The sequence below is a fragment of the Cytobacillus sp. C11.1 genome, assembly GCF_058145115.1.
In genome coordinates, this window is sequence record NZ_CM176935.1 from 3,770,129 (window position 1) to 3,795,838 (window position 25,710).

The 25,710-nt window shown below is 41.8% G+C and carries 28 protein-coding genes; 4 read left to right on the forward strand and 24 right to left on the reverse strand.

The features are described from left to right. Window positions 1-9 precede the first annotated feature (9 nt). Window positions 10-267, reverse strand: a complete 258-nt coding sequence (gene gvpO, locus AC3ZVC_RS18770) for a gas vesicle protein GvpO (RefSeq protein ID WP_490064707.1) — start codon at window positions 265-267, stop codon at window positions 10-12. 61 nt (window positions 268-328) lie between these two features. Next, entirely contained in the window at window positions 329-547 is a 219-nt protein-coding gene (gene gvpJ, locus AC3ZVC_RS18775; RefSeq protein ID WP_490064708.1) for a gas vesicle protein GvpJ, read from the reverse strand. 244 nt (window positions 548-791) lie between these two features. Here gvpJ and AC3ZVC_RS18780 point away from each other — a divergent pair, with 244 nt between their 5' ends. After that, entirely contained in the window at window positions 792-1,028 is a 237-nt protein-coding gene (locus AC3ZVC_RS18780) for a hypothetical protein (RefSeq protein WP_490064709.1), read from the forward strand. Between the two features lie 288 nt (window positions 1,029-1,316). Here the strand turns inward: AC3ZVC_RS18780 and AC3ZVC_RS18785 are convergent, their stop codons facing one another. Next, the gene (locus AC3ZVC_RS18785) at window positions 1,317-1,721 is read right to left on the reverse strand and encodes a tetratricopeptide repeat protein (RefSeq protein ID WP_490064710.1); all 405 of its coding nucleotides are present in this window, start codon (window positions 1,719-1,721) and stop codon (window positions 1,317-1,319) included. A gap of 157 nt (window positions 1,722-1,878) precedes the next feature. Here AC3ZVC_RS18785 and AC3ZVC_RS18790 point away from each other — a divergent pair, with 157 nt between their 5' ends. Continuing rightward, complete coding sequence (locus AC3ZVC_RS18790) at window positions 1,879-2,733, forward strand: DegV family protein (protein WP_490064711.1); 855 nt, start codon at window positions 1,879-1,881, stop codon at window positions 2,731-2,733. A 35-nt stretch (window positions 2,734-2,768) separates the two neighbouring features. Here the strand turns inward: AC3ZVC_RS18790 and AC3ZVC_RS18795 are convergent, their stop codons facing one another. The 15 genes from AC3ZVC_RS18795 to AC3ZVC_RS18865 form a co-directional block, all read right to left on the reverse strand. Next, window positions 2,769-3,923, reverse strand: coding sequence for a homogentisate 1,2-dioxygenase (locus AC3ZVC_RS18795; RefSeq protein ID WP_490064712.1), 1,155 nt, complete (start codon window positions 3,921-3,923; stop codon window positions 2,769-2,771). 9 nt (window positions 3,924-3,932) lie between these two features. Next, the gene (locus AC3ZVC_RS18800; RefSeq protein ID WP_490064714.1) at window positions 3,933-4,856 is read right to left on the reverse strand and encodes a fumarylacetoacetate hydrolase family protein; all 924 of its coding nucleotides are present in this window, start codon (window positions 4,854-4,856) and stop codon (window positions 3,933-3,935) included. A 4-nt stretch (window positions 4,857-4,860) separates the two neighbouring features. Further along, complete coding sequence (locus AC3ZVC_RS18805; RefSeq protein ID WP_490064715.1) at window positions 4,861-5,481, reverse strand: flavin reductase family protein; 621 nt, start codon at window positions 5,479-5,481, stop codon at window positions 4,861-4,863. Continuing rightward, entirely contained in the window at window positions 5,482-6,582 is a 1,101-nt protein-coding gene (gene hisC, locus AC3ZVC_RS18810; RefSeq protein ID WP_490064716.1) for a histidinol-phosphate transaminase, read from the reverse strand. A gap of 88 nt (window positions 6,583-6,670) precedes the next feature. After that, complete coding sequence (hppD, locus tag AC3ZVC_RS18815) at window positions 6,671-7,783, reverse strand: 4-hydroxyphenylpyruvate dioxygenase (protein ID WP_490064717.1); 1,113 nt, start codon at window positions 7,781-7,783, stop codon at window positions 6,671-6,673. A gap of 474 nt (window positions 7,784-8,257) precedes the next feature. Beyond that, entirely contained in the window at window positions 8,258-9,697 is a 1,440-nt protein-coding gene (gene lpdA, locus AC3ZVC_RS18820; RefSeq protein ID WP_490064718.1) for a dihydrolipoyl dehydrogenase, read from the reverse strand. After that, on the reverse strand, window positions 9,698-10,930 hold the full coding sequence (locus tag AC3ZVC_RS18825) for a dihydrolipoamide acetyltransferase family protein (RefSeq protein WP_490064719.1): 1,233 nt from the start codon (window positions 10,928-10,930) through the stop codon (window positions 9,698-9,700). An 11-nt stretch (window positions 10,931-10,941) separates the two neighbouring features. Next, window positions 10,942-11,937: an alpha-ketoacid dehydrogenase subunit beta gene (locus AC3ZVC_RS18830; RefSeq protein WP_490064720.1), complete on the reverse strand. Its 996-nt coding sequence runs from the start codon at window positions 11,935-11,937 to the stop codon at window positions 10,942-10,944. Further along, window positions 11,937-13,004, reverse strand: a complete 1,068-nt coding sequence (gene pdhA / locus AC3ZVC_RS18835; protein WP_490064721.1) for a pyruvate dehydrogenase (acetyl-transferring) E1 component subunit alpha — start codon at window positions 13,002-13,004, stop codon at window positions 11,937-11,939. The genes AC3ZVC_RS18830 and pdhA overlap by 1 nt, the downstream gene beginning before the upstream one ends. A gap of 78 nt (window positions 13,005-13,082) precedes the next feature. Continuing rightward, window positions 13,083-14,192, reverse strand: a complete 1,110-nt coding sequence (locus AC3ZVC_RS18840; RefSeq protein ID WP_490064722.1) for a Leu/Phe/Val dehydrogenase — start codon at window positions 14,190-14,192, stop codon at window positions 13,083-13,085. Between the two features lie 89 nt (window positions 14,193-14,281). Further along, window positions 14,282-14,671 carry a thioesterase family protein gene (locus AC3ZVC_RS18845; RefSeq protein ID WP_490064723.1) on the reverse strand — a complete coding sequence of 130 codons (390 nt, stop codon included), beginning with the start codon at window positions 14,669-14,671 and terminating at the stop codon, window positions 14,282-14,284. A 175-nt stretch (window positions 14,672-14,846) separates the two neighbouring features. Further along, window positions 14,847-15,641 (reverse strand): ABC transporter ATP-binding protein, encoded by a 795-nt coding sequence (locus tag AC3ZVC_RS18850; RefSeq protein ID WP_490068963.1) that lies wholly within the window; start codon window positions 15,639-15,641, stop codon window positions 14,847-14,849. Continuing rightward, on the reverse strand, window positions 15,616-16,647 hold the full coding sequence (locus tag AC3ZVC_RS18855; RefSeq protein ID WP_490064724.1) for an ABC transporter permease: 1,032 nt from the start codon (window positions 16,645-16,647) through the stop codon (window positions 15,616-15,618). Before AC3ZVC_RS18855 ends, AC3ZVC_RS18850 begins: the two co-directional genes overlap by 26 nt. A gap of 290 nt (window positions 16,648-16,937) precedes the next feature. Then, window positions 16,938-17,948 carry an ABC transporter substrate-binding protein gene (locus tag AC3ZVC_RS18860; RefSeq protein WP_490064725.1) on the reverse strand — a complete coding sequence of 337 codons (1,011 nt, stop codon included), beginning with the start codon at window positions 17,946-17,948 and terminating at the stop codon, window positions 16,938-16,940. A gap of 371 nt (window positions 17,949-18,319) precedes the next feature. Then, complete coding sequence (locus AC3ZVC_RS18865; protein ID WP_490064726.1) at window positions 18,320-19,270, reverse strand: NAD(P)H-dependent flavin oxidoreductase; 951 nt, start codon at window positions 19,268-19,270, stop codon at window positions 18,320-18,322. A gap of 91 nt (window positions 19,271-19,361) precedes the next feature. Here AC3ZVC_RS18865 and AC3ZVC_RS18870 point away from each other — a divergent pair, with 91 nt between their 5' ends. Continuing rightward, a complete protein-coding gene (locus tag AC3ZVC_RS18870; RefSeq protein WP_490064727.1) occupies window positions 19,362-19,907 on the forward strand; it encodes a gamma carbonic anhydrase family protein in 546 nt (181 codons plus the stop codon). A gap of 12 nt (window positions 19,908-19,919) precedes the next feature. Here AC3ZVC_RS18870 and AC3ZVC_RS18875 read toward each other — a convergent pair whose 3' ends face one another. Together AC3ZVC_RS18875 and AC3ZVC_RS18880 are read right to left on the reverse strand one after the other, a co-directional pair. Then, complete coding sequence (locus AC3ZVC_RS18875; RefSeq protein ID WP_490064728.1) at window positions 19,920-20,420, reverse strand: hypothetical protein; 501 nt, start codon at window positions 20,418-20,420, stop codon at window positions 19,920-19,922. Then, the gene (locus tag AC3ZVC_RS18880; protein ID WP_490064729.1) at window positions 20,404-20,886 is read right to left on the reverse strand and encodes a hypothetical protein; all 483 of its coding nucleotides are present in this window, start codon (window positions 20,884-20,886) and stop codon (window positions 20,404-20,406) included. The genes AC3ZVC_RS18875 and AC3ZVC_RS18880 overlap by 17 nt, the downstream gene beginning before the upstream one ends. Window positions 20,887-21,053: 167 nt before the next feature. On the opposite strand from AC3ZVC_RS18880, the gene AC3ZVC_RS18885 reads away from it, so the two are divergent. Further along, entirely contained in the window at window positions 21,054-21,578 is a 525-nt protein-coding gene (locus AC3ZVC_RS18885; RefSeq protein ID WP_490064730.1) for a CBO0543 family protein, read from the forward strand. 104 nt (window positions 21,579-21,682) lie between these two features. Here AC3ZVC_RS18885 and paaX read toward each other — a convergent pair whose 3' ends face one another. The 4 genes from paaX to AC3ZVC_RS18905 form a co-directional block, all read right to left on the reverse strand. Beyond that, the gene (gene paaX, locus AC3ZVC_RS18890) at window positions 21,683-22,558 is read right to left on the reverse strand and encodes a phenylacetic acid degradation operon negative regulatory protein PaaX (RefSeq protein WP_490064731.1); all 876 of its coding nucleotides are present in this window, start codon (window positions 22,556-22,558) and stop codon (window positions 21,683-21,685) included. Window positions 22,559-22,727: 169 nt separating this feature from the next. Beyond that, window positions 22,728-23,933 carry an acetyl-CoA C-acyltransferase gene (locus AC3ZVC_RS18895; RefSeq protein ID WP_490064732.1) on the reverse strand — a complete coding sequence of 402 codons (1,206 nt, stop codon included), beginning with the start codon at window positions 23,931-23,933 and terminating at the stop codon, window positions 22,728-22,730. Further along, window positions 23,930-24,796 (reverse strand): 3-hydroxyacyl-CoA dehydrogenase, encoded by an 867-nt coding sequence (locus AC3ZVC_RS18900; RefSeq protein ID WP_490064733.1) that lies wholly within the window; start codon window positions 24,794-24,796, stop codon window positions 23,930-23,932. The genes AC3ZVC_RS18895 and AC3ZVC_RS18900 overlap by 4 nt, the downstream gene beginning before the upstream one ends. Window positions 24,797-24,928: 132 nt before the next feature. Continuing rightward, a complete protein-coding gene (locus AC3ZVC_RS18905; RefSeq protein WP_490064734.1) occupies window positions 24,929-25,702 on the reverse strand; it encodes an enoyl-CoA hydratase-related protein in 774 nt (257 codons plus the stop codon). Between the last annotated feature and the right edge of the window lie 8 nt (window positions 25,703-25,710).

The following is a 25,710-nucleotide window of genomic DNA, read 5'->3' on the forward strand; positions in this document are numbered from 1 at the left end:
CCCCATATGTTATTCCGGAATGGCACTTCTTGAACGGAGGCAAATTCTTTTAAACGAAATAATATCTAATTCTTTATCCATATAAACCTCGTATTCACCCAATAATTGATCTTTCGCATGGGCAATCATATAATCTTTCTCCTCAACTACTTCCACACACACTACCCAGCCCGAGTCACACGATTCAAATTTGGTTATTTTGTGTATTGGCTGGATATGGTTATTGAAAAATGAATGTACAGCTTCTAGTACCTCAATGATTTTCATTTTGTCACTCCTATTCTTCAAATCAAACCAAGGCACCTACAATGCCTTGGCTTCATTATAATTATGTGGGAACGGGATTACTGTCCTTCAACAATCCGACTGCATTTGCGTAATTTAGCCATGTCGAAACACTCGCGATAACGACACGCGCTTCAATTGTAAGAAGTTCAATCCCTACAAGGCTTACACGTACAAAGGCATCAATTACAATTCCTTTTGTCAAAATCTTATCAATGATCTCTGCAAGGCTTGAAGACTCTGTGCTTTTTTTAACAGCCAATGTTTTCCCCTCCTTATTAATAGTGTAGAAGAGAGGCAATTTTGCTTTATCATATGGGCTCGAATCAAAATTTGTTACAAAATTACCTTTCTTCTTTCTATATACATATGATGGTTTATCCTTAATGTCATAGACATTAGGGCAATACATTTCATCGTTTTCCTATTTTTAAGGTAAATGCAAGAGTCATTCTATAAAAGCAAGAATATAATAATAAACAAAACTTTTCGGAGAGGGAACCGCCGTGGAAACTAATACTAATAGATTAAAAAAAATTAATTCTGTACAATATCCGAGGCCTCCTTTAACAAAGCTAAGAAGGCTTCCTTCCACTTTTGGAAGTATAAAGAGGGAGGACATTGAACCTGTAACTCCATCGCAGATATCATTTAACCCTAAAAATAAACCTCACTATGTATTTCTTGAGCTATTTGGTTTAATTCTCGCTTCTCTTATTAGCAGGTACGAAAAAAAACAGTAAGAATATAGGCTCTGTTAAAGTTTACTGTTGTTTTAGCACCCTGTTGTTTAAATTAGCAGGAACGAGATCCTATAAAATGCGGTGTTTGTTTATGGAAGCTTATTCAAAATTCCTGGGTGAGGCGGAGCAAAGGGAGACCCCGCAGGAGCAAAGCGACGAGGCGCCGGACCGCCCTGGAAAGGGAACTTGCCGCGGAAATTAATTGGCAAATTTAACAAAGACAAAAAAACACCTTCACTATCATCTTTTTTGGGATGACAGAAAGGTGTTTATGATGAATATCGCTATTTACAGCTCATTCTTTAACTTCTCCAAACGTTTAAATTTACTCTGGTACCTTTCCCTTTGCAGCAGATGATCCAGCCAAAAAGAAGCCTTCTCCTTTTCTCCATTTTTAATAAACACCCTAATAGCACGTTTATAACCGCTGTCATAGGGTATATCTTCATCAGCAACCAGCTGAAATGCTTTTTCATAGTGGGCAGCCGCCATTTCTATATTTTTCTGTTCCTCATAAATAATGCCCAGATAAAAATAGCCGCTTGCAATTTCTTTTACAGGAAAAGGCTTCAAGACAGCCTCCTGCATGATCGCAATTGCTATGTCTCTTGATGCTGAATTATCGTTTTTAAATGCTTTGTTCACATAGTGTTCATATTTATCTTTTCGCTTTTTAAATGTAAACAATGCCATTTCATCACCTTTTTTGGATTACTGCCCCTTATTTCCTTTATATGGCTTCATAAAAAGCAATACTAGCCATGGTTTCTTAGTGTATAATAAAGTGAATTTACAGATATGAAAACGTTTAATTTTTACCAAAAATATTGAAAAAAGGACTAATACATATATGACTAATAAAAAGATTGCCTGGATTACAGACAGCACGGCTTTTTTAACCCAAGAATTGCTGAACCACCCCGATGTTTATGTGGTCCCTCTTACGATCACTTTCGGTGAGGAATCATATGAAGATGGAGTTGATTTGACAACCGAACAGCTATATAGCCGGATTCGTGCTGAAAAAGAAGTACCGAAAACATCTCAGCCATCCGCAGGAAGATTTGCCGAACTGTTTGAAAAACTAAAGGCGGATTATGATTCGGCGGTTGCTGTGCATATTTCAAGCAAATTGAGCGGCACGCTAAACAGCTGTTTATCAGGGGCGGAACTGGCAGACTTCCCCGTTGCTGCCGTGGACTCCAAATGCATGTCATACGCAATTACAACCCTGATCCAAAAAGGTCTGATGCTGGCAAATAATGATATGCCATCCCATAAAATTGCTGAGATCCTGCAAAATGAAGCTAATAAATCGGAGAATTATATTTTGCTTGGAAGCCTTGAGCAATTTTATAAGGGCGGACGGATGTCAGGAACCCAGTATTTGCTTGGCAGCATTTTAAAGATCAAACCGATCATCCGCATTAACCGGGATGGTGAATTTGAGTTATTTGATAAAGTTCGTTCTGAAAAGAAAGCAATTAAAAGAATGATAGAGCTGCTGGGAGATTCCTATAGCAAGCACACCATTCCGCAGGTACAGATTATGCATGGAAATGTTGAGGGAAAAGCAAATGAACTGGCAGAAGAGATTAAATCAGCTTTTCCTCGCCTTGACATTTTTATCGGCGAAATCAGTTCCACGATTGCTGCGCATGCTGGTGAAGGCACGCTCGCAGTGATTTGGCATAATGAAAAATAATAGAAAGTACTTTCCGTGGAGGAAAGTGCTTTTTTCTATTCAACCCATGTATACATATACTTTTTGTCTTCAATTGATTTTGCCTGCTTAACCACCTTTAATGGCTTGAATGTATCAATCATTACAGCCAGCTCAAGCGTTTCCTTTTTTCCGATGCTCGCTTCTGTCTTACCAGGATGAGGACCATGCGGGATTCCGCTCGGATGAAGTGTGATCGAGCCTTCCTTGATTCCCTTCCTGCTCATAAAATTCCCTTCTACATAGTACAGAAGTTCATCACTGTTTACATTGCTGTGATAATAAGGTGCAGGAATGGCCTCCGGATGGTAGTCATATAATCTTGGCACAAATGAACATACCACAAAATTATGCCCCTCAAATGTCTGATGAACTGGAGGCGGCTGGTGGACTCTGCCTGTGATGGGTTCAAAATCTTCTATATTAAATGCCCACGGATACAGGTAGCCATCCCAGCCTTCGACATCAAGCGGATGATGATTTAGGATATGGGAGTGGAGATAGCCCCTTGTTTTTGTAATGACTTCAAATTCTCCTTTTTGGTCGTAAGTTTCCAATGCTTCCGGACCACGCAAATCTCTCTCGCAGAATGGGCTATTTTCCAATAACTGTCCATACTCATTGCGATATCTTCTCGGAGTCGTGATCTGGCTAAAAGATTCTACAAGCAGCACCTTCGTCGTTTCATTTTCATTTGGAATTACCCGGTAAACGGTTCCTATTGGAATGATCACGTAATCACCAGGGCGATAGGTTAGGGTGCCAAACATGGTTTCAACTTTTCCGCTTCCATAATGAATGTAGAGCATTTCATCTCCATCGCCATTTCGGTAAAAGCTTTTCATGGGCTCGGTAATATTAGCGGTCCCTATCAACAAATCATTATTTCCCAGTAAGTACTCTCTAGCCTTTAGTGCGTCACCTGTTTTCTCAATTTGGTCAGTCAGCAAATGGCGATGCTTCAAGCTTTCCTGATCCTCATATTCTGGAAGATATTTACCAATCAGCTCTGTACGTGCTACTTCTGTTGGCATAAAATGATGATACAAAATCGATTGTGTTCCGGAAAAGCCTTTTGTCCCCATAACTTGCTCCCTGAAAAGGGTGCCATCAGGCTTTCTAAAAGTTGTATGGCGTTTGTGCGGTATATTACCCATTTTGCGATAATACATAGTTCCACCTCACTCGATAGCGATCTTATTTTTTAAAGTACCTAGACAGCCAATTTCAAGTTCCACTTCGTCCCCCGGCTCAAGCCAGCGGTGTACATCTGTACCTAGTTCCAGAATGCAGCCGCTCCCGACTGTCCCTGAGCCAATTAATTCACCAGGGCATAAGGTTACACCGTCTGATGCCCGTTCAATCATCTCGTAAAAAGAATAATAGATATCCTGCATATTTCCTTCTGATAGAAGGGTGCCATTAACCTTGGCGGTCATCGGCAAGTCATAGCCGTTTTCAACACGATAATCTGCCAATTCATCTTTTGTAAGAATATAAGGACCAATCGTTGTTGCGAAATCCTTCCCTTTTGCAGGTCCAAGGCCAACCTTCATCTCTTTCCTTTGAGTATCCCTTGCACTCCAGTCATTCAGAATACAGTAGCCAAAAATATAATCATCAGCTTCGGAAGCTTTGATATCCTTGCCTTCTTTCCCGATCACACATGCAATTTCCAGTTCATAATCCAGCCACTCACAATTCTTCGGCCGGGAAATCTCTTCTTCTGGCCCCTTTATGCTAAGATGATTTGAAAAATAGAAAACAGGAATCTCATACCATTCAGGTATCATATCAAGACCACGGTTTCCTCTGGCGGTTTTTACATGCTCTTCAAATGCATAAAAATCCCGGAAGCTTTTCGGATTTGGCAGAGGGGCTTTTAAGATTACCTCTGACACCGGATATACACCTTTATCTGTGTTTTTCAGCTTTTTGCTTGTTGATAAAAACTCCATAAAAAACGCATGATTTTCCAAAAATTCAAGCATGGTTTTGGGCAGCACTCCGTTTGTAGCTTCATGCATATCCACAGCATGCTCATTATTTTTCAGCCACCCTGCTCTTATGGATCCATCTTGTTTTTGAAAAGTTATAAATTTCATAGCTTCACCTTGGCTCCGTTTTTCGGATTAATTCAAAAACATCCGACATTGGCCTTGTATAGATATGTCCTGCCATGCGGCCTACCGGCTTAAGCTTTTCTGAATTAATCCGGCCGTTTTCATAAAGCTCTTCAGCAACATGGACGTGTTCGATTTTTCCGATCACCAGACTTCCGGAACCTGCATGCTCTCCAAAATGCAGAACCTGATATAAGCTGCATTCCAGATGGACTTTTGATTCCTTCACCCTTGGGGGCTTAACAGCAGCGCTTTTTTCTTTTGCCAGCCCGGCAGCGTCCAGTTCGTCAGTACCTGGAGGATAATCAGCTGCACAAATGTTCATCTTTTCGGTAAAATCCTCACTGACAATATTGATGACGAATTCCTTTGTCGCTTCTATATTAGCTAGGGTATCTTTTTTTGATCCATCCGTCCCTTTTCTCATAGGAGAGAAACAGATTAGCATCGGGTCTGCACAAACCGCTGTAAAAAAGCTGAATGGTGCAGCATTTACATTGCCGCTCTCATCAACAGTTGTGACAAACGCAATAGGACGGGGAAGGATTGACCCTACCATTAACTTATATGCGTCCTTCCATTCAAAACTTCCAGGATTAATTTCCATTTATCTTACACCGCCCTTATTATTTAGGAGCTCGCTGATCACGCTTATAACCGCTTCGTTATCCCCTCTTGTTCCAAGAGTCATCCTAAAAGCATCTGCATATCCCGGCAGCTTCATATGGCGCACAACCAACCCGTTAGCAATGAGACTTGCCGCGATTGGATGCTGGCTGAAAACATAAACAAAATTGGTTTGCGAGGGAAAGAAACCAATGTTCAGTTCTGCGAGTTTTTCACAAAAAAATTCCCTTTCGACAGCATTCTTTTCCGAACAATCTTTTACAAATTCTTGATCAGCCAAAGCTGTTGCCGCAGCGGCCTGTGCAAGATGGTTCACATTAAAAACATCTTTCACTTTATGAAGCTCCTTAACAATCTCAGGGTCCATTATTCCATAACCGGCGCGAAGCCCGGCAAGGCCATAAATCTTTGAGAAAGTCCTGAGGATGATCAGATTGGGATACTGTTCGAGCAGCGGAATAGATTCCAAATAATCCTTTGATGTAATGTATTCGTAATAGGCTTCATCTAAAATGATCAGGATATTTGGTGAGATTTTTCCTATAAACTGGTATAGCTCATCTTTCCCGAGAATTGTACCTGTTGGATTGTTGGGATTACAGACAAACACCATTTTTGTTTTATGGCTAATCTTCTCATACATAGCATCCAAATCATGAGTTCCATTTCGGAGTGGGACAGAAACAGCATTGCCGCCTTCAATGACTACATTTGTTTCATATCTGGGAAAGGTAATCTGAGCCATTACTGCTTCATCTCCCGGGCTTATGTATGCTCTTGTCAAAAGGCGTATTATTTCTTCAGAACCGTTACTTGCCAGTATCCTGTCTTCGCTTAGGCTGTAAAATTCCGCTATTTTTCGTATCAGCTGGGAAACGGTCCCATCCGGATAAAAATAAAGGCTGTTCATTGCTTTGGTGATGCTATCCTTTACCTCTGGGGAACAGCCGTATACATTTTCATTATCAGACATTTTCCGGACAGCCTTTAGATTAAATTTTGCTTTAATCTCCTCCGGGGAATTGCCCAGCGGGTATGATACTATTTTTTCGACGGCACTTCTCGTCTGGATTTTGGCCATATTCTTTGCCTCCTTTGCGCCAAGATTCCTGCTGTTTAATACACTTATTAAAAAAGGGAGAATTGCATCTCCCTTTTCTGCAATATGTTTATAGATTTCCGCGTCTTTCCTGCTCACGTTCAATCGATTCAAACAGTGCCTTGAAGTTTCCTTCACCAAACCCCCTTGCCCCTTTACGCTGAATCACTTCGATGAAAAGGGTTGGCCGGTCAACAATTGGCTTCGTAAAGATTTGCAGTAAATAGCCTTCATCGTCACGGTCTACTAAAATGCTTAATTCCTTTAGCTTATCAATCTCTTCATCAATTTCGCCTACGCGCTCGGAAAGCATGTCATAGTAAGAATCAGGTGTGTTTAAAAACTCTACGCCATTCTTGCGAAGAATGCTGACCGTTTTAACGATATCCTCAGTGAGGATGGCCAGATGCTGGACACCAGCCCCATTATAGTATTCGAGATACTCTTCAATCTGCGACTTGCGCTTTCCCTCTGCAGGCTCGTTGATCGGGAATTTAATCCTTCCGCCATTATGCATTACTTTAGACATTAAAGCTGAATATTCAGTTGTAATATCTTTATCAGTAAAGTGCTTCATTTCTTTGAAGCCCATTACATTCGCATAATAGTTCACCCATTCTTCCATTCTTTCCACATTGCCGACAACATGGTCGATGCCGATAAATCCTGCATCTTCAAACGGAACAGTTGTTTCATAAGGTTCAAAGCCGGGCATGAAAATACCTTTGTAATTATTGCGCTCAACGAGTGTGTGGATCGTATCTCCATATGTACCGATTACGGCTTTTTTCACCGTTCCATGCTCATCTTCTATTTCATATGGCGGCTGAATTTCAATAGCGCCTCTTTTTACCGCTTCTTGATATGCCTTTTCAACATTATCAACCGTTAATGCGATATCCTTAACTCCATCCCCGTGCTTTTTAATAAAAGCTGATACCCTCGAGCTATCATTCAATGTTCCTGTGATTATCAGACGTATTTTTCTTTGCTGGAGTACATATGAAACAGTTTCTCTGTTCCCTGTTTCAAGTCCAGAATATGCAACAGGCTTGAACCCGAATGCCGTACAGAAAAAATGGCATGACTGCTTCGCGTTGCCAGAGTAGATTTCTAAATAATCCACTTCCTTAACAGGAAAGAAATCCGCATTTTGTTCTTTTAACATCTTTTCTTCTTGCATCCTAACCCCTCCGTTTATAATATTATTAATATTTTGAATTTATAATATACGAAACTTGAAAACGTTCTCAAGAGTTCAAGTTAAAGCTATAATGCACTTCTGCGATAAAGCGAAACTTCTTCCAGCCTGCTTTTTGGCTGGAAGTTAGCTGAGCCAATCGGGTCTTTACTGGCAGTTTAGAGCAATTCATCTTTTTAAAATTCAAACTTATTTACTGCCAGTTTAGACGGGATAAAGCGAAACTTCTTCCAGCCTGTTTTTTGGCTGGAAGTTAGTTGAGGCCCTCTGGAAGAGGGTCACTCAGACGTTGCCACAGGACGTGGCGTTTTTAGTCTGAGTTCATTAATCGGGTCTTTACTGACAGTTTTGAAGAATTCACACTATTTAAGACTTAATTTTAATTACTGCCAGTTAAGACGGGGTAAAGCGAAACTTCTTCCAGCCTGTTTTTTGGCTTAAGACAGGGTAAATCTTCTATACTTTTAATCTCTCTTTTTTCAAACTTGGCGGTAAATGCACAGCCTGTTTCTTTAATGCCTCTACTGCTTCAAGCAGCCCTTCATTCATGCTTGGGTGCGGATAGTGTGGGAAAATTAGGTCTTCATCCCTTGCTGCCATTTCCAATGCTGTGATCCCGCTTGAAATCAGCTCAACCGCACCATGGCCAACCATATGGATCCCTAGCAGCACATGCTTTTCCTTATCACTAATGACTTTAATAAACCCATCTTTGTTTCCGGTCAATGTGCTATAACCATTAGAGGATAATGGATATTGGCCAATTTCAATATCATACCCTAGATTTATAGCTTCTTCTTCTGTTAAACCACTACTTGCAATAGGGGGCTGCGTGTGGGCTACTACCGGAATAAAACGAAAGTCAGATTCCGATGCTATGCCCGCAATCGCTTCAGCTGCTGTTTTTCCTTGTTTAATAGCTTTTACTGCAAGAGCTGGTCCCTCCGTTACATCACCAATAGCATATATATTCTCCCGGGACGTCCGGCTTTGATGATCCACCTTAATAAAACCAGCTGTGCTTATTTCTACTCCTATGCGGTTAAGACCGAGCTGGTCTGTATTTGGCTTAATGGATATGGATGAAAATAAGTATGTTCCTGAAAGGGTTTCTGTCTTTCCCTTTGCTTCAAGAATTAGTGATACATGGTCCTCAAAGAGCTGTAGCTCCAATACATCCACATTCCTTGCAACAATCAGCCCTTTCTTTTTAAAAATTCTCTTCAGCTCCCGGCAGATTGATTGGTCAAATTCAAAATCTGCTTTTCCTTCATCAAGGATGAGAGTCACATCCGAACCGAGTGCCTGATAAGCCATCCCGATCTCCAGGGAGATATAGTCACTTCCGTAAACCAGCAGCTTCTCGGGAATTTCATTTAAGTTTGCAATGGTATGAGTATCCAGGAGCCTTTCACTTTTTTCTTGCAGCCACGAAGGGGGAACCGGAGTGCTCCCTGTTGCGATAATGGCATCCTTAAATCGAAAAACCTCATATTTCTCCCCATTTTCTACGCCTATTTTATCCTCAGCCAAAAAAAATGCCGAGCCCTCAACAATCTCAACCTTATTTGCTTTGCAGAGTGCCTTAATTCCTGCCCGGAGCTGCTCAATCGTCTTCTGTCTATATTCCTGAAGTTTTTTCATGTTAAAATGGATGTCTTTTGCTTCAAACCCCCAGTTCTCTGCCTCCTGATAGGAAATAGCTTTTTCAGCAGACTGAGTAAGGATTTTCGACGGAATACACCCTTTGTTTAAACAAACACCGCCCAATTGACCTCGTTCAATTAACGTGACAGTACGTCCAAGCTGCGCAGCGCGAATCGCCGCATGGTATCCCCCAGGGCCCCCGCCAATAATCATGACATCTCGTTCATGTGCAAGTTCGCCAACTACCATTTATACCATCTCCAGGACAAGCATTTTTGGATTTTGTATCAGTTCGGCAAACCGGTTTGTGAAGCGCACTGCTGTCGCCCCGTCTGCCACTCTATGGTCAAAGGACATAGAAATATTCATCATCGACCGGATGACAATCTGGTCATCTCCCATAACCACAGGCATTTTCTTTGTTTTATGAAAGGCCACAAGAGCTGTCTGCGGATGCTGAATGATCGGTGTAGCACCGAAGCTTCCTCCCAGAGGCCCCACATTGCTGATGGTAAAAGTGCCGTCAGATATTTCTTTAACAGTCAGCATGTTTTCTTGCGCTCTCTCCGTCAGCTGTTTCATTTCATCGTGGATCCTGCGGATGGATTTCTTCTCAACATTTTGGATGACTGGAACAATTAACCCTTCCTCGGTGTCCACTGCGATGCCAATATGATGACCCCTAAGCAAATGGATCTCTTCCTTTTCTTCATCAAGCTCCGCATTGAATACAGGAAATTCCTTCAGGCAAATAGACAGTGCTTTAAGGAAAAAAGCTGTTGCTGATATGTTCTGTTTATGGTCTTTCAGCTCATTCCTGAATGTAATCAGCTCTGTAACATCAATTTCTTCAAAATGTGTACAATGCGGAATCGTATAAAGTGAGTGCGCCATTTTTTTGGCTATCTGCTTTCTTCTGCCTCTGAAAGGAATGGTACTCGATTCCTTATCTTTATTATCTTTAATATCTGCCCGTTCCTTAGGAGCTGGCTGAGCAGGCATCTTCAGCTTTTGCTGTGCAGCCGCCAAATGTTTGTAGATATCTTCATCCAAAATACGGCCTGCAGGGCCAGTTCCTGCAACATTTTCTATAGTAATTCGATTCTCACGGGCAATCTTTCTTGTAAATGGGGAAGCGAGCACCCTTTTTCCTTTTACTGTTGCAAAAGAATGCAGCTGTTCGGTTTGTAATTCAGCGCCAGCCGGCTTAGGGAGGTTTTTCCCAGTCTTTTCTGAAACACCAGCTGGCTCATCCACCCCTAAAATTAATAATGTGGATCCTACCGAAACCGTATCGCCAGGCTGGACTGTAAACTCCTTTATAATTCCGGCCCTGGGGGCCGGAATTTCTGCGGTCATTTTATCGGTCTGTACTTCGACTAGAGGGTCATCAGCTTTAACTGCCTCTCCTGGTTTGACTAAAAAACAATTAATTTCTGCTTCTGTCATGCCTTCTCCAATATCATGCAGCTTAACTTCCACGGCTTACCCTCCTAGAACTTCATTACTTTTTCAATGCTATGCTTGATACGATTCGGGGTGGGCAGATAATGGTCCTCAAAAGCGAAATATGGCACCGGAGCATCAAAACCTGTCACACGTTCTACTGGGGCTTTTTGATATAAAAAGGATGTGTCATTGATAATAGCAAGTACATCATTTCCGACTCCGCCGGTAGCATGTGCTTCATGGACAATAACTGTTCTGCCTGTTTTTTGCACAGATTCTGCAATAATATCCTTATCGATCGGAAATAACGTCCTCAGGTCAATTACATCACAATGAATTCCCTTTTCCTTCATCATTTTGGCTGCTTTCATTGCCTCGGGAACCATCGCGCCCCAGGCTATAACCGTAACATCATCGCCCTCCATGAGCTTTTTGCCTTTTCCGATTTCAACTGTATATTTTCCTTCCGGCACTTCTTCCTTCATTGAGCGGTAACAGCGCATCGGTTCAAGAAACAGAACCGGATCAGGATCTTCAATAGCTGCAATCAGCAGACCTTTGGCGTCATAGGGGCTCGCTGGGCAAACAACCTTAATGCCCGGCATATGGGTAAAAATCGCTTCCGTTGAGTCACAGTGGATTTCAGGTGCCCTGACACCTGCGCCATAAGGGGCGCGGATAACCATTGGAACTGTAAAATGGCCCATTGTCCTCATCCGCAGCCTTGAAGCATGCGTCATTATTTGCTCATAAGCAGGGTAAATAAATCCAAGGAATTGAATCTCGATAACGGGTAAAAAGCCGTTCACTGCCATCCCAATCCCTGCTCCAACAAACCCTGCCTCACTTAAAGGGGTATCAATGACCCGGTTTTCTCCATACTTTGCCTGCAGTCCGTCCGTTGCACGAAATACTCCGCCGTTTTTCCCAATATCTTCTCCAAGCAGCAAAACTTCTTCTCTCTTTTCAAGCATCGTATCAAGAGCATCCGTAATGGCCTGAACCAGCGTTAATGTCTTTGTTCCAACTGCGGTTTTCATTATTTGCCTCCCCTCATCAGCTTAAGATACTCTTCTTTTTGCTGTTGGATTTGCCAGGTTGGCTCTTCGAAGACATAGTCAAATATAGCTGCAGGATCTGCTGATGGATAGTTCTCCATTTCAGCTACAGCTTGATCTACTTCTGCAGTGGCCTCATCCTCTACTGCCTGCACCCATTTTTCATTATGAATTCCTTCGTTTTTCATCCACCTTTCCAGCCTTAAGATTGGATCGGTCTCCTGCCTTCTGTTGATGCTATCCGCTTGATCACGATATTTCGATGGATCATCAGCAGTTGTATGTGCTCCGTATCTCCATGTAACAGCTTCTATAAGAGTCGGGCCTTCGCCATTTCTAGCCCTTTCAAAGGCTTTTAAGGTTTCAAAGTAAACGATAAAGATATCATTGCCGTCTATCCTCACACCAGGCATATCATATGCAAGCGCTTTTTGTGCTATTGTTTTTGAATTCATTTGTTTATTGATTGGCACGGAAATGGCATACTGATTGTTTTGATTAAAAAAAACAACAGGCGCCTTAAATACACTTGCAAAGTTCAGGCCTTCATGGAAGTCCCCTTCTGATGTTGCTCCATCTCCAAAATAAGCAATCGCTGCATTTGCTGTGCCTTTTTTCCTTTCTGCGAAAGCAGCACCGGCGGCATGCGGGATTTGTGTTGCAATCGGGATGCCTGGAGGAAAGATCTTTTTTCCATCCGGGGGGATACAGCCTTCATTGCGGCCATTCCAAAACAACAGGATGTTCCTTAAAGAGTGTCCGAATGTCATGGCCGCTCCATGGTCACGATAGGTAGGGAACATCCAGTCATTTGGCTCAAGTGCCGCTGCAGTCCCGACCTGTGAAGCCTCCTGTCCTTCAAAAGGAGCATAAGTTCCAATCCTTCCCTGCCGCTGCAGCGAGATTGCTTTACGGTCAAAAATGCGTATTCTAATCATCTGCTTGTAAAATTCTTTTGCAAGGTTTTCAGATAGCTTTTCTTTATATTCAGGGGAAACGATATTTCCGTTTTCGTCCAGTATGCGTCGGATCGGAAAGTGATTTTCCATTTTCTCACCCTTTGGCTATTTTTTAAGTAATTTTTAAGAAGTTAAATACTGTGCAAAAGTTGTTATCACACAAAAAAATTATGTTCTAACTGCCCACTTAGGGCGTTTCATATGGGAAAAAAAGCTGTTTCTGCGTGTCCGTGCTTCTATCCGGCTTTCGCAGAACTGGTTGGATGCTTCCACTGTTGTAATTCCGTTTGCTTCGGCATGTTCGTAGATGTTTAGAAGAGAATTGTAGATAGCCTTTGTTTTGCGGAGTACCCTTTCTTTGTTAGGTGTATAAAGTTCATCAGCCACCTGTATTAAACCGCCTGCGTTAACAATATAATCGGGAGCATACAAAATGCCTTTGTCTTTCAGGATTTGTCCATGGCGCATTTCATGTAGCTGATTGTTGGCGGAACCGACGACTGCCTTTACTTTTAATTGCCCAATCGTTTCATCATTAATGATTCCTCCCATTGCACATGGAACAAAAACATCGGCGCTGGCACCATAAATTTCATTACTGGATAACACCTTAACTCCCGCACCCATTTCTTTCGCTTTTGTGAGCAGCCGGTCAATCGCATGCTGGTTAATATCTGTTACAAATAAATCAGCACCTTCTTCAAGGAGCCTTTCTGCAACTTTATAACCAACTTTTCCAAGTCCCTGAATCGAATAACTTTTCCCTGAAAGATCCTCAGATCCTGTCAAAGCTTTATTTGTGGCTTGCAGTCCGTAAATAACGCCATGTGCAGTCGGAACTGAAGAGTCTCCGCTGCCCCCGTACACCTCATCAACACCAACAATGCAATTGGTTTCTTTTAGCGCATGTACAAAGTCTTCTGTTGAAGTGCCCATATCCGTTCCTGTATAGAAACGCCCATTCAATGATTCTACAAATTGCCCAAATGCACGGAACAACTCAGGCGTCTTGTCCCTGGCAGGATCTCCAATGATGACGGCTTTCCCGCCGCCAAAGTCAACATCTGCGGCCGCACATTTATATGTCATGCCTTTTGACAATCGAAGAACATCTTCAAGAGCATCATCGACACTGTTATAAGGAAACATGCGGCAGCCTCCCAATGCAGGTCCAAGCCTTGTGCTATGAATGGCAATAATCGCCTTCAATCCTGTGGATTCATCATTGCAGAAAACGACTTGTTCATGGTCTTTAATTTTTTGAAACATATCAGTCATTTCGTTCTCCCCTTTTATTTATGATAGCGCTTACAATATACTTTAATAAAAATACCTGGATTTAAGGCTGATCTTTCACTTGTCATCTACTATTCTCTTTTTAGCATTTCGGAAATTTTGCTTTTAGGAAGGATCACCTGTTTGACTTCTCCCTGGCCTATTAGTTTATCTCCACTACGAACGGTCACATTGGTGTACACCGATTTTCCGTCAAGCTTCTCAACAGTTGCTGTGATGGTAAAGGAAGAGCCTTCAGCTGATGGATAAAGATGACTGGCAGAAACCGCCCCTCCCATTCCTTCCTCCTGTTCTTCTAGGTATGGAAGGATCAGTAAGCGCGATGCCCATTCCATATGATAGATCATCGTCACAGTCGAATACGCCCGGTGGACGATTTCCCCTTCAAATTGAGCAAACATCTCAGGGGTTACAACTGCATGGATGACAGCCTGATGTCCAATATTCAGCCCAGGTTTCATAACATTCCTCCCCGTGCTATATATTAATATGTATGACGTTTATTTAACGATATAATACCATTTCGTTAAATTAATAGTCAATAAATTGTAAAAAGTTTAAAAATTCTTTCGTTTTCATTAGCGTGAAAAAAGGATTAACCATCTGACTTTTTTGGTTAATCCTTTTTCTATTAGTCTATGAAAGCAGTGCACGGTCACTTGCCATTTTTGTTCCGCGAATCCGCTGGAACTCATTCAGCAGCTGTTCAATTGTTAGTTGCTGCTTCTGTTCCTCTTCTACTTCAAGAATAATCTGGCCTTTGTCCATCATAATCAGTCTGTTTCCCAAGTCCAACGCCTGCTGCATATTATGAGTAACCATTAAGGTTGTTAAATTATATTTTTGTACAATTTCCTTTGTCAAATTCGTAATGAGCTCTGCACGGGCGGGGTCGAGGGCTGCCGTGTGTTCATCCAATAATAGAATGGAAGGCTCTGTAAAAGTGGCCATTAATAAAGAAAGCGCCTGTCTTTCCCCACCAGATAATAATCCAACTTTTGCATTCAAGCGATTTTCAAGACCCAGGTGCAGGGTTTCGAGGACTTCGCGGAAATATTCCTTGCGCTTCTTCGTAACCCCTTTTCTTAAGGTTCTTGATTTATTCCTTGAATATGCCATTGCAAGATTTTCTTCAATTGTCATCGATGGAGCGGTACCGGCCATAGGATCCTGGAACACACGTCCAATGAGCTTTGCCCGTTTATATTCTGACATGGCCGTTACATTTTGGCTGTCAATAAAAACAGATCCTACATCAGGAATCATAACCCCCGAAATGATATTCATTAAAGTGGATTTCCCTGCTCCATTGCTTCCGATTACAGTGACAAAGTCACCTTCATTTAAAGTAAGATTAATCGTATCAAGTGCAATTTTTTCATCCGGTGTCCCTTCATTAAAAACTTTATGAATCTGATTTAATTGCAGCACCGGCTTCACCCTTTCCGCCTGCAGGCAATTCGCTTAGTGTCATGTTTTCAGCCAGCCTTTTCGCTTTGCGCTTTTTCTCTTTTGTCCGGTCAATCATTTTTGGCATGATTAGGGCAAGTATGACAATTGTTGCTGTGATCAGCTTCATATCGCCCGGTTCAAGAAATTCTACGCGAAGTGCCATTGTCACTACGATTCGGTAGATAATTGCTCCCCCAATTACAGCTAGGGTTGTTCGGGCAATTGTCTTGGTGCCAAATAAAGCTTCTCCAATGATGACAGACGCGAGGCCAATAATTATCATTCCAATCCCCATTCCTACATCGGCAAAACCGCCCTGCTGGGCAATAAGAGCTCCCGAAAAAGCCACCATTGCATTGGACAAACCCAAACCGAGAATAACCATTAAATTGGTATTGGCCGAAAGGCTTCGGATCATCCTTTTATTGTCGCCTGTAGCCCGTAAGGCTAAGCCAACCTCTGTCTGGAGGAAGCGGTCCGTTAAGAATTTTATCGCAAACGTCACAATAACCATAAACAGAATAATACCCCAGGTTCTCGGGAGACTGTCTCCAAGTCCAATCATTGATAAAAAACTATTGAAAAAGGCATCGATTCCTGTTTTGTCCCAAAAATTCCTAACATATGTCATAGCTGTCTCTGTATTTAATAGCGGAACATTTGACTTGCCCATAATCCGAAGATTAATTGAATACAGAGCAATCATCATCAAAATCCCAGATAACAAGGCATTGATCTTTCCAAAAGTATGGATAATCCCTGTAAGACATCCGGCAATAAACCCGGCGAACATTGCAATTATTGTAGCAGCGAAAGGATTGGTTCCACTGACAATCAGGGTTGCTGCCACGGCAGCCCCTGTTACGAAGCTTCCATCAACCGTTAAATCGGGAAAATCCAGTACTCTAAATGATAAATAAACGCCAAGTGCCATAATTGCGTAAATGATTCCTGATTCGAACGCACCGAATATGGCTGTAAACACTAAGAATCACACCCTTTTCTTAATTAAGCAGTACCAGAAAGCACTTTTAGCAGTTTTTCAACTGAAGACTTTGTTAAACTTGCCTGTTGATTTCACTCCAGGCGCTCAGCAAAAGCAGGGCTCCTTCTGACTTGTTTCTCATGCTGAAGTCTTTACCCGCCTACCTTTCAATCAACAGGGTGCCATAATGAATAATAAGCTTTAACACAGTCCTGATTCTAAATGAATGGCAGCAGGCCAGTTATAGTCTTCTTGATTTGCCATACTTGCCGGCAAATCCTAAGCCTTATCTATTCCTCATGAAATTCTGCAAACTCTGACCAAGTATCTTTTACTTCCAGCCCCTGTTCCTCAGCTGCTTTTTTGTTGATGACGAGCTTAAGGCTGCCAGGAAGCTCTACTGGAATTTCTGACGGCTTTTTATTCCCTTTTAGAACCTCGGCAGCCATTTTACCGGTTTGATATCCCAAATCATAATAGCTGAATCCGCTTGCCGCGATAGCTCCGCGCTTCATAGAGTCCAGCTCCCCTACAAATAGAGGGATTTTTTTGCTGTTAGCAACAGAAATGACAGACTCCAGTGCTGAAACAACCGTATTATCAGTAGGAATATAGATAGCATCCACCCTGCCCACAAGAGAATCGGCAGCCTGTTTAACTTCTGCAGAAGTCGAAACAGATGCTTCTACAATCTTAGCTCCTTTTGGCTTAGCTAATTCTTTTACCTGTTTGACCTGCACTTCAGAATTCTGCTCTCCAGAGTTATAAATGATTCCGATATTCTTAACCCCAACTTCATCAATCATAAAGTCAATCGTCTTTGCAGTCCCTTCAGGGTGGTTATCTGTGGTGCCGGTAATATTTTCGCCTGGTTTATCGAATGACTCTACAAGACCTGCTCCAACAGGATCTGTAACAGATGTAAAGAAAATTGGAATTTCCTTTGTTGCATTTAGGGCACTGACAGCACTAGGAGTTGCATTGGCAAAAATCAGATCCACCTTGTCACCGACGAAATTATTTGCAATTGTTTGTGTGTTGTTCATATCTGCCTGGGCATTTTGAAAATCAAACTTTACATTTTCACCTTCTTTAAACCCCTCGTCCTCCAAGGCTTTCTTAAATCCCTCAGTAGCTGCGTCGAGAGAAGGATGTTCCACAAATTGAGTGATCCCAATGGTATATTGCTTCTTTTTATCCGCTTCAGCAGAGGAACCATTAGTTGTCTCCTTTCCGCAGCCACTCATAACAAGCATGCCTGCAGCCATTAAAAAGGAGAAAGCCTTTAACGATTTCTTCATTGAAAAACCCCCTAATTTAAAATGTTAACTATCAGTGATCTGATAGCGAAACCCTTTTATGTATGCGCTTACATGTAGTGGAAAAAAAGGAAAATAACGTCACTTAAGTTGTTTTTTAACATTTATATGATATTTACATTGAATATCGTAAATACAACGTTATATTATCATCAGACATAAACGAGTGTCAATAATATTCCAAAAATTTAATATATTTTGATAAGTGGAGACTTACCTGTTTATCCTCTCTCCCTTTGACTCGCTTCTCCCCCTGGAGTCTCGTGCCTTCCGCTCCAATCAACAGGGTTCTAAATTCAACATTTAGCTTTAACACAGCATCAAAAAAGCCTGCAGATTAATAAATCTGCATGCTAGTTAAATAACTTTGCTGCGTTTTGCAACTGAAGGTTAGCGTCCCGCATCATCTTATCCAGCAGTTCCATTACAGTTGGCAAATCGTCAATCAGTCCGGATATTTGTCCACTGTTCATAAACCCTTCTTCTCCGTTGCCTTCAAGCGCACCTTTCTTATGATAATCCTCTGATGTCATAGTATTAAAATTCTCTAAACTAATGCCTTCCTTTTCAAAATCCAAAAGCTTTTGGACGTATCCTGTTGAGAGTACCCTTCTGATTCTCCCAACTGAACGCCCAATTATAACCGTTTCATGGTCGGTCGCTTCAATAACTTTCTTTTTATATTCCGAATGAAATGGTGCCTCTTTCGTGGCAATAAATCTTGTTCCCATTTGCACGCCGCTTGCCCCAAGAGCCAGCATGGCAGCAAGCCCTTTTCCATCGCCAATTCCTCCAGCTGCAGCAACAGGAACTGACACCTTATTAATGATTTGCGGGATCAATACCAGCGTTGTCGTTTCAAGTACCGAATTTATTCCGGCAGCCTCATATCCCTCAGCTACAATGATATCCGCGCCAGCAGCCTCTGCTTTAATCGCCTGTCGAACTGATGCTGCAACGGTTATTACCCTTACCCCATTCTCATGCAGCTTCGGTATGAAAGGAGCAGGATTGCCTGCTGAAAGGGACACGACAGGTACTTTATGCTTGATGACAAGGGAAAGTATTTCCTTAACAAACGGAGAGACACTTAAGGCCACATTCACCGCAAATGGTTTTTCAGTACGCCTTTTTGTCTCAACGATTATCTCCTCAACATCCTGGGGTCCCATGGTTCCCGCTCCTATTGTGCCCAGCCCGCCTGCTTCAGAAACGGCTGCTGTTAAAATCGCATTGCTTATATTCCCCATCCCTCCCTGAATAATTGGATATTTAATTTTTAGTATACTTGTTAATGTATTCAATTAAATTCCCCCTTCGTAAAAATAATGTTATACTAATTTTAATAGTTTGACAATTAAGAAAAAATTTAAAATCATTGTTAGGGGGATGTATATGCTTTTGGCTTATAATGAAAAGAAGCCGCGGGTTGACCAAACTGTGTTTTTGGCTCCAGGCTGTTATGTAATTGGTGATGTGGAAATTGGCGAAGAATCGAGCATTTGGTTCAATGCGGTTTTAAGAGGAGATGAGGATGCAATCAGGATTGGAAACCGTTGCAGTATTCAGGATAATGTAACATGCCATTTGTATGAAGGCTCTCCATTAGTTATTGAAGATGAAGTGACTGTAGGCCATAATGCCATTCTCCATGGCTGTACGATAAAAAAGCGAACCATTGTCGGCATGGGGGCAACCGTACTGGATGGCGCTGAAATCGGCGAAGAGTGCATAATCGGTGCAAACACACTTATACCAGCAGGCAAAAAAATCCCTGCCCGATCACTTGTTATCGGCTCGCCGGGAAAAGTGGCCAGGGAACTGGCCGAGAAGGATCTGGAACTCATTCAGCTTTCCATCGAAACTTACGTTCAAAAAGGCCAGGAATATAAAAACAACCTTACTGAAGTAATCAATACAAGGGACATAACAAAATATTGATGGAGAAAGCCGTTATTCAGCGGCTTTTTCCAGTTTTAAGGAAGTGTGATAAAAAATAATTTGTCCTACCTGGGCAATCAAATAAATCGGAACTGACCAAAACATATTATAGCCTTTGTCATAATGATACACACCTGCTTTTAATGCAATCCATTCCATTAGAAAAGAGAATAAAGACCAGGCTGATACATATAGCAAATTTTTATATCCCTTAATGCCCAGCTTTTTGTAAAGGTATATAAAAATATAGGCATAGGGGCCGTACATAATATAGCTGAGAAAATCTATTAATTGAAATGCTGATGAATCATTCACATCAAAAAAATCCCAGGGCTTGATACTTATCGTATGGTCATAAAAAGTCACGACAAGCATTCCATATAAAAAATGGGCTGTTCCCTCAAGATACGACATGTTTTTTGGCAGCTTCCAAATAAATATGACTAGTCCAAAAAGACTGCCAACTACAAACCATTCATTCCAATCAAAAACTCTCTCATAAACTGTTATCATGCATTGAACTCTCCTGTTTTAGATAATTAACCCCTTTTGATAATCCAAGACCTAACATAAGGAATACACAATTGGCTATTCCAGCGTACAACAGGTTCCATTTTATATACGTAACAACCCCAAAAAAATGACTTAAAATATCCATAAGCTGCAAGAACAAAAACATACCTATGAAGATAAGAACTTTATTTTTTAATGATTTTCCCCCTCTAAAAACATTTATAAAAATAAGGATAACTAAGGGCCTAATTATATTCCGGTTCAGCAAATAAAACAGAAATAAAGAAGAGTCTTTTGTAACATCTACCCATTTTAACTGCAAATTCAATATGGTTCCATAAACAATAGTAAGTATAGAAAATAACATAAAAGCAATCGCATTTTGCAAAAATGAAAAACGCTTTTTTAAAAAGTAAAAAATATAAATTGTGTATAAAGCTATAACAATTGCGGCAGGAAGCGCCATAATATCACCTTTGTGTCTGTCTCTTAATTGGTTATTATTCCTTTGAGCGGCTAAAAAAATTCATATAGGAACTTATTCATAGAAATGATCAGGTTTGGAAAACTAATTTTATTAAAAAAAGAACGATTTTGATGGTGATCCGAGCTTCTGGAAGAAAGAGGGATTTGATGCACTTATTATTTAATTTTCTTTTTTTATTGGCGGGATATAAATGGGGTGATTGGAGGAACTGGCGGGATTATTACCCGACCATTTTATTTTTTATTGGCGGGGATTTGCTAAAAAACTTTTTATTCCGCAATTATCCTATGTGGCAATATAAAGAGACTATATTTGCGGAAAATCTTCTGATCGGGCACCCTGTCATTAATTTATTGATCATGGCGATCGTTTATCCGGCTACAATCCTCATTTTTCTTGGCCGTTTCCCAGATGAAAGGCTAAAACAGGCGATCTGGATTGGTTTATGGGTGTTTTTATACAGCTCCATAGAATTTGTTAATCTACAGTATTTGCATTTAATAGAGCATTCACATGGATGGTCAATTGGCTGGTCCATTCTCTTTAATATATTTATGTTTATCATTTTTAGGATTCATCATAAAAGGCCTTTAATGGCTCTGAGCATCGGCTTTTTATGGATACTTTTCCTGTGGAATATGTTTGAAGTGCCAATAGAGCTTTTAAGATAATTCCAGATGTTTTTGTACAGTGAGTAAAGAACGATTTCATGCTATTTCCTTAAACGCATAAAAAAGCCACCTGTCCCCTTTAGGCAACATGATGGCTCTTTTTTTTACTCGACCATATATGGATGATTTAGCACGTCATAATCAGCATCCCTGTTTTTCAGTTCATTTCCTTCCTTAAATACATTTTCGAAAAATCGTGAAGCCGGTTCCGCCAGTTCCTTATAATAATCACTGAACAAAGCAGCCGCATGGCTTCCAAGCCATTTTTCAGGAAGAAGTTCCTCCGGAAGCCCCGGATCAACAAAGAGGAATTTCCTGTACTCATGGACTAGCTTTGTTCTTTCTACAAAGCATTCAGCATCACTCATATTACCTCTTTGTATTTTATTTTTATCAATTATATATTTTTGGCTGTACTCAGAAATAAATTCCTGGTATCGGTCATTAATTTCCTGCAGATTCCAGCTTTTTTCAACAATTTCTATATTTTTATGCGGACCTGCATATCTGGCAATGAAGAAATCAACATAATTGGCAATATTGTATTTCTCAATCAGATCAAATACTTGCTTCTCCAGGTTATTCGCAGAAATCCAACAGCTGCTGGACATGGAACCAAAACCGCTCCAAACAAGCTCCTTGCGCAATTCATCCCGTACATTTCGGATTTCTTCCGGAATCGTGTACATAAGAATCCGCCATTGGCCATCCCATTCCTCGGGCTTTAATTTAAAAATACGCTTTGCTGCTTCCTCAATTCTTTTCTGGCCTCTTGGTGTTAAAGAGTAATAGCTTTTATTGCCGATCTTTTCAGCCTGTACCCACCCTTGCTTGTTCATTCTCGAAATGGCCGCCCTGACAGACTGGTCATTATGGCCAAATTCGCTCAAAAGCCTGATCAGGCTGCCAATCCAGATTTTACTTCCATAGTGTGAAATATAATCTCCATAAAGTGTGAAAATCATTGACCTTGTATTCAACTTGCTTCCATCCTCATTTCATTAAGAGAGTTGCACGGAAAAAATACGTTATATAACAATTGTACTAAATTTATTCGATTTTGAAAAATACTTTTTCGGAATACTAAATATTTTTGTGTCCTTTGTATAAAAAACCATAGAGAAGCTGATCCTCTATGGTTTTGGGCAACTAGTTTTCAACACGTTTGACAATTGTTGAGATCCCCTGGCCGACTCCCACACACATGGTGGCAAGGCCATATCTTGAGTTCCGCCTTTTCATTTCATATAAAAGAGTCGTCAGGATTCTCGCACCGCTTGCTCCCAGCGGATGGCCGAAAGCAATCGCTCCTCCATTCACATTCACCTGGTTAGGATCTGCTTCAAGCTCTTTAATACAGGCAAGTGACTGGGAAGCAAATGCCTCATTCAGTTCTGTTAAATCAATATCCTCCATTTTAAGTCCGGCTCTATTCAGTGCTTTCCTTGTTGAAAAAACGGGGCCTACTCCCATGATTGATGGTTCCAATCCTGCTGTTGCGGAAACGAGGTATTGCCCTAGGGGAGCCAGTCCTAGTTTCCTCGATTTCTCGGCAGACATCAGGAGCAAGGCCGATGCACCATCATTCACTCCTGAAGCATTGCCTGCCGTTACCGTACCTCCCTTAAAAATCGGCTTTAGACCTGCGAGTTTTTCATAAGTTGTATCCGGGCGAGGATGTTCGTCCTGGGTTATAGTGATTTCATTGCCTTTTCTATCCTTATACGTAACAGGTATGATTTCATCCTTAAAAAGTCCTTTTTCCATTGCCATCTTTGCTTTCATCTGGCTCTCCAAAGCAAAATGATCCTGCTCTTCCCGCGTTATTCCAAACCTTTCAGCAACATTTTCTGCTGTTTCAGGCATACTCTCCGCTCCATACATTTCTTCCAATTTACTATTTGTAAAACGCCAGCCAATCGTTGTATCGTACATTTCCATATTGCCTCTTGGAAATTCGCTGTTCGGTTTGGCCATGACGAAAGGCGCCCGGGTCATGCTCTCAGTACCGCCCGCAATAAAAACATCGCCTTCCCCAGCTAATATAGCTCGCGCCGCATAATTTACCGCATCCAGCCCTGAACCGCACAAACGGTTTACGGTGGAAGCTGCCACCTCAACCGGCAAACCTGCGAGAAGCGCTGACATTCTGGCCACATTACGGTTATCCTCACCAGCCTGGTTCGCATTTCCAAAAATGACCTCCTCGATTTCCTGAGGATCTACATTAGGATTTCGCTCGAGCAGCGCTTTAATGACTACAGCACCCAAATCATCGGGACGATTATTCTTTAATGTCCCTTTATATCGCCCGATGGGTGTCCTGACTGCATCTACTATGACCACTTCTCTCATTGTATAACTTCCTCCTTGGCGGAATAATCGTATACGCCTCTGCCTGATTTGCGGCCGAGCCTGCCTGCCTTCACATACTGCTCCAGAAGCGGTGCAGGACGATATTTTTCCCCCAGCTTACTGTGGAGGTATTTTAGGTTATTCAGGCGGGTATCGAGCCCGACAAGATCCCCCAGCTCAAATGGTCCCATCGGGTAATTCAACCCGAGCTTAATGGCTTTATCAATTTCCTCAGGAGTACCTACACCTTCCTGTAGCATATAAAATGCCTCATTTCCGACAAGTGCACTGATTCTGCTCGTCACGAATCCCGGGAACTCATTGATTACAACCGTTTCTTTTCCCATTTGCTCAGCAGCTCTCTTTATTACTCCGGCTGTTTCTTCACTTGTTTCCAGCCCTTTAATGATTTCCACCAGTGGCATTTTATGGACAGGATTGAAAAAATGCATGGCAATCACTTTATCAGGCCGTTTTGTATATGACCCAATCTCCGTCGGGCTCATTGTGGAAGTATTGGTTGCAAAGCAGCAGTCCTCAGGAGCATGCTGATCAATTACTTCAAAGATATTTTTCTTAATATCCATCACTTCAGGCACCGCTTCAATCACAAGATCTGCCTCTTTCACATGCTGGGCGAGGCTTATTGAATATTGAAGGCGGCATTTGCTTTCTTCCATTTCCGTATAAGTTAACTTTTTTCGGGCTAGCCCTTTTTCAAATATGCTATTAATGTCTTTTTCCGCATTTGCTAATTGTTCCTGGCTGATATCAACAAGAGTGGTTTTAAATCCTCCCACCGCACTAACATAGGCAATGCCGCGACCCATCACCCCGGAACCAATTACGACAAGATTTTTCAAATGAAAGCCCCCTTTGAGAATTATAAAAAGACGAGCACCCGAAACGAGATGCTCGTAAATCAGAACATATGACGGGCAAATATTTTGCTGATTGATGGCCGGTGCGCTTCCCTGGCTGTCCGGCAGATTATTTTACTTCCCTTGAAAAATAGGCTTGCGTTTTTCCATAAAAGCCTTGACGCCTTCTTTATGGTCAAGGGTAAGGCCAGCAATCCGCTGGCCCTGGGCGTCCCGCTCAAGGCTCTCTTCCAAGGTGGATTCCCAGCTTGCCTTCAAATTCTTTTTTATGAGGCCGATTGCAGCTGTCGGCATTTTGGCTATTCTCTCAGCAAATGCTGTAACCTCATCATGCCATTGTTCCAGCGGAATCACCTTTGTAGCGAGGCCGTGCTCCTTTGCTTCCTGTGCAGATATTTTTTCACCGAGTACGGCTAGCTCCATCGCTTTTGCAAAACCAACCAGCTTTGGCAGGTAATAAAGATTCCCTGCATCTGGCACTAATCCCACATGGATAAAAGCTTCTATAAAGCTGGCTTTTTCTGAAAGAAGGCGAAAATCGCATGCCAATGCCAGGCTCATCCCGGCTCCAGCAGCAACACCGTTTACCGCGGCAACGACCGGCTTTTCGCATTTATGCAGCTCCATTACCATCGGGTTATAAAATTTTCGTAGTACCTGCCCATGATCCATATTCTCGTTTACACCTTCAAGGTCCTGCCCTGAGCAAAAGGCGCGGCCTTCACCCGTGATGACGAGGCAACGGACCTCCATATCTCTGCTTGCCTGCTTAATTGACTGTTGAACCTCTTTATTTACCTGCTCAGTAAACGCATTCAATTTATCTGGTCGATTTAGAGTGATCCAAGCTACACCATTTTCCACTACATATTTGACTGTTTCGAACATGTGCTATG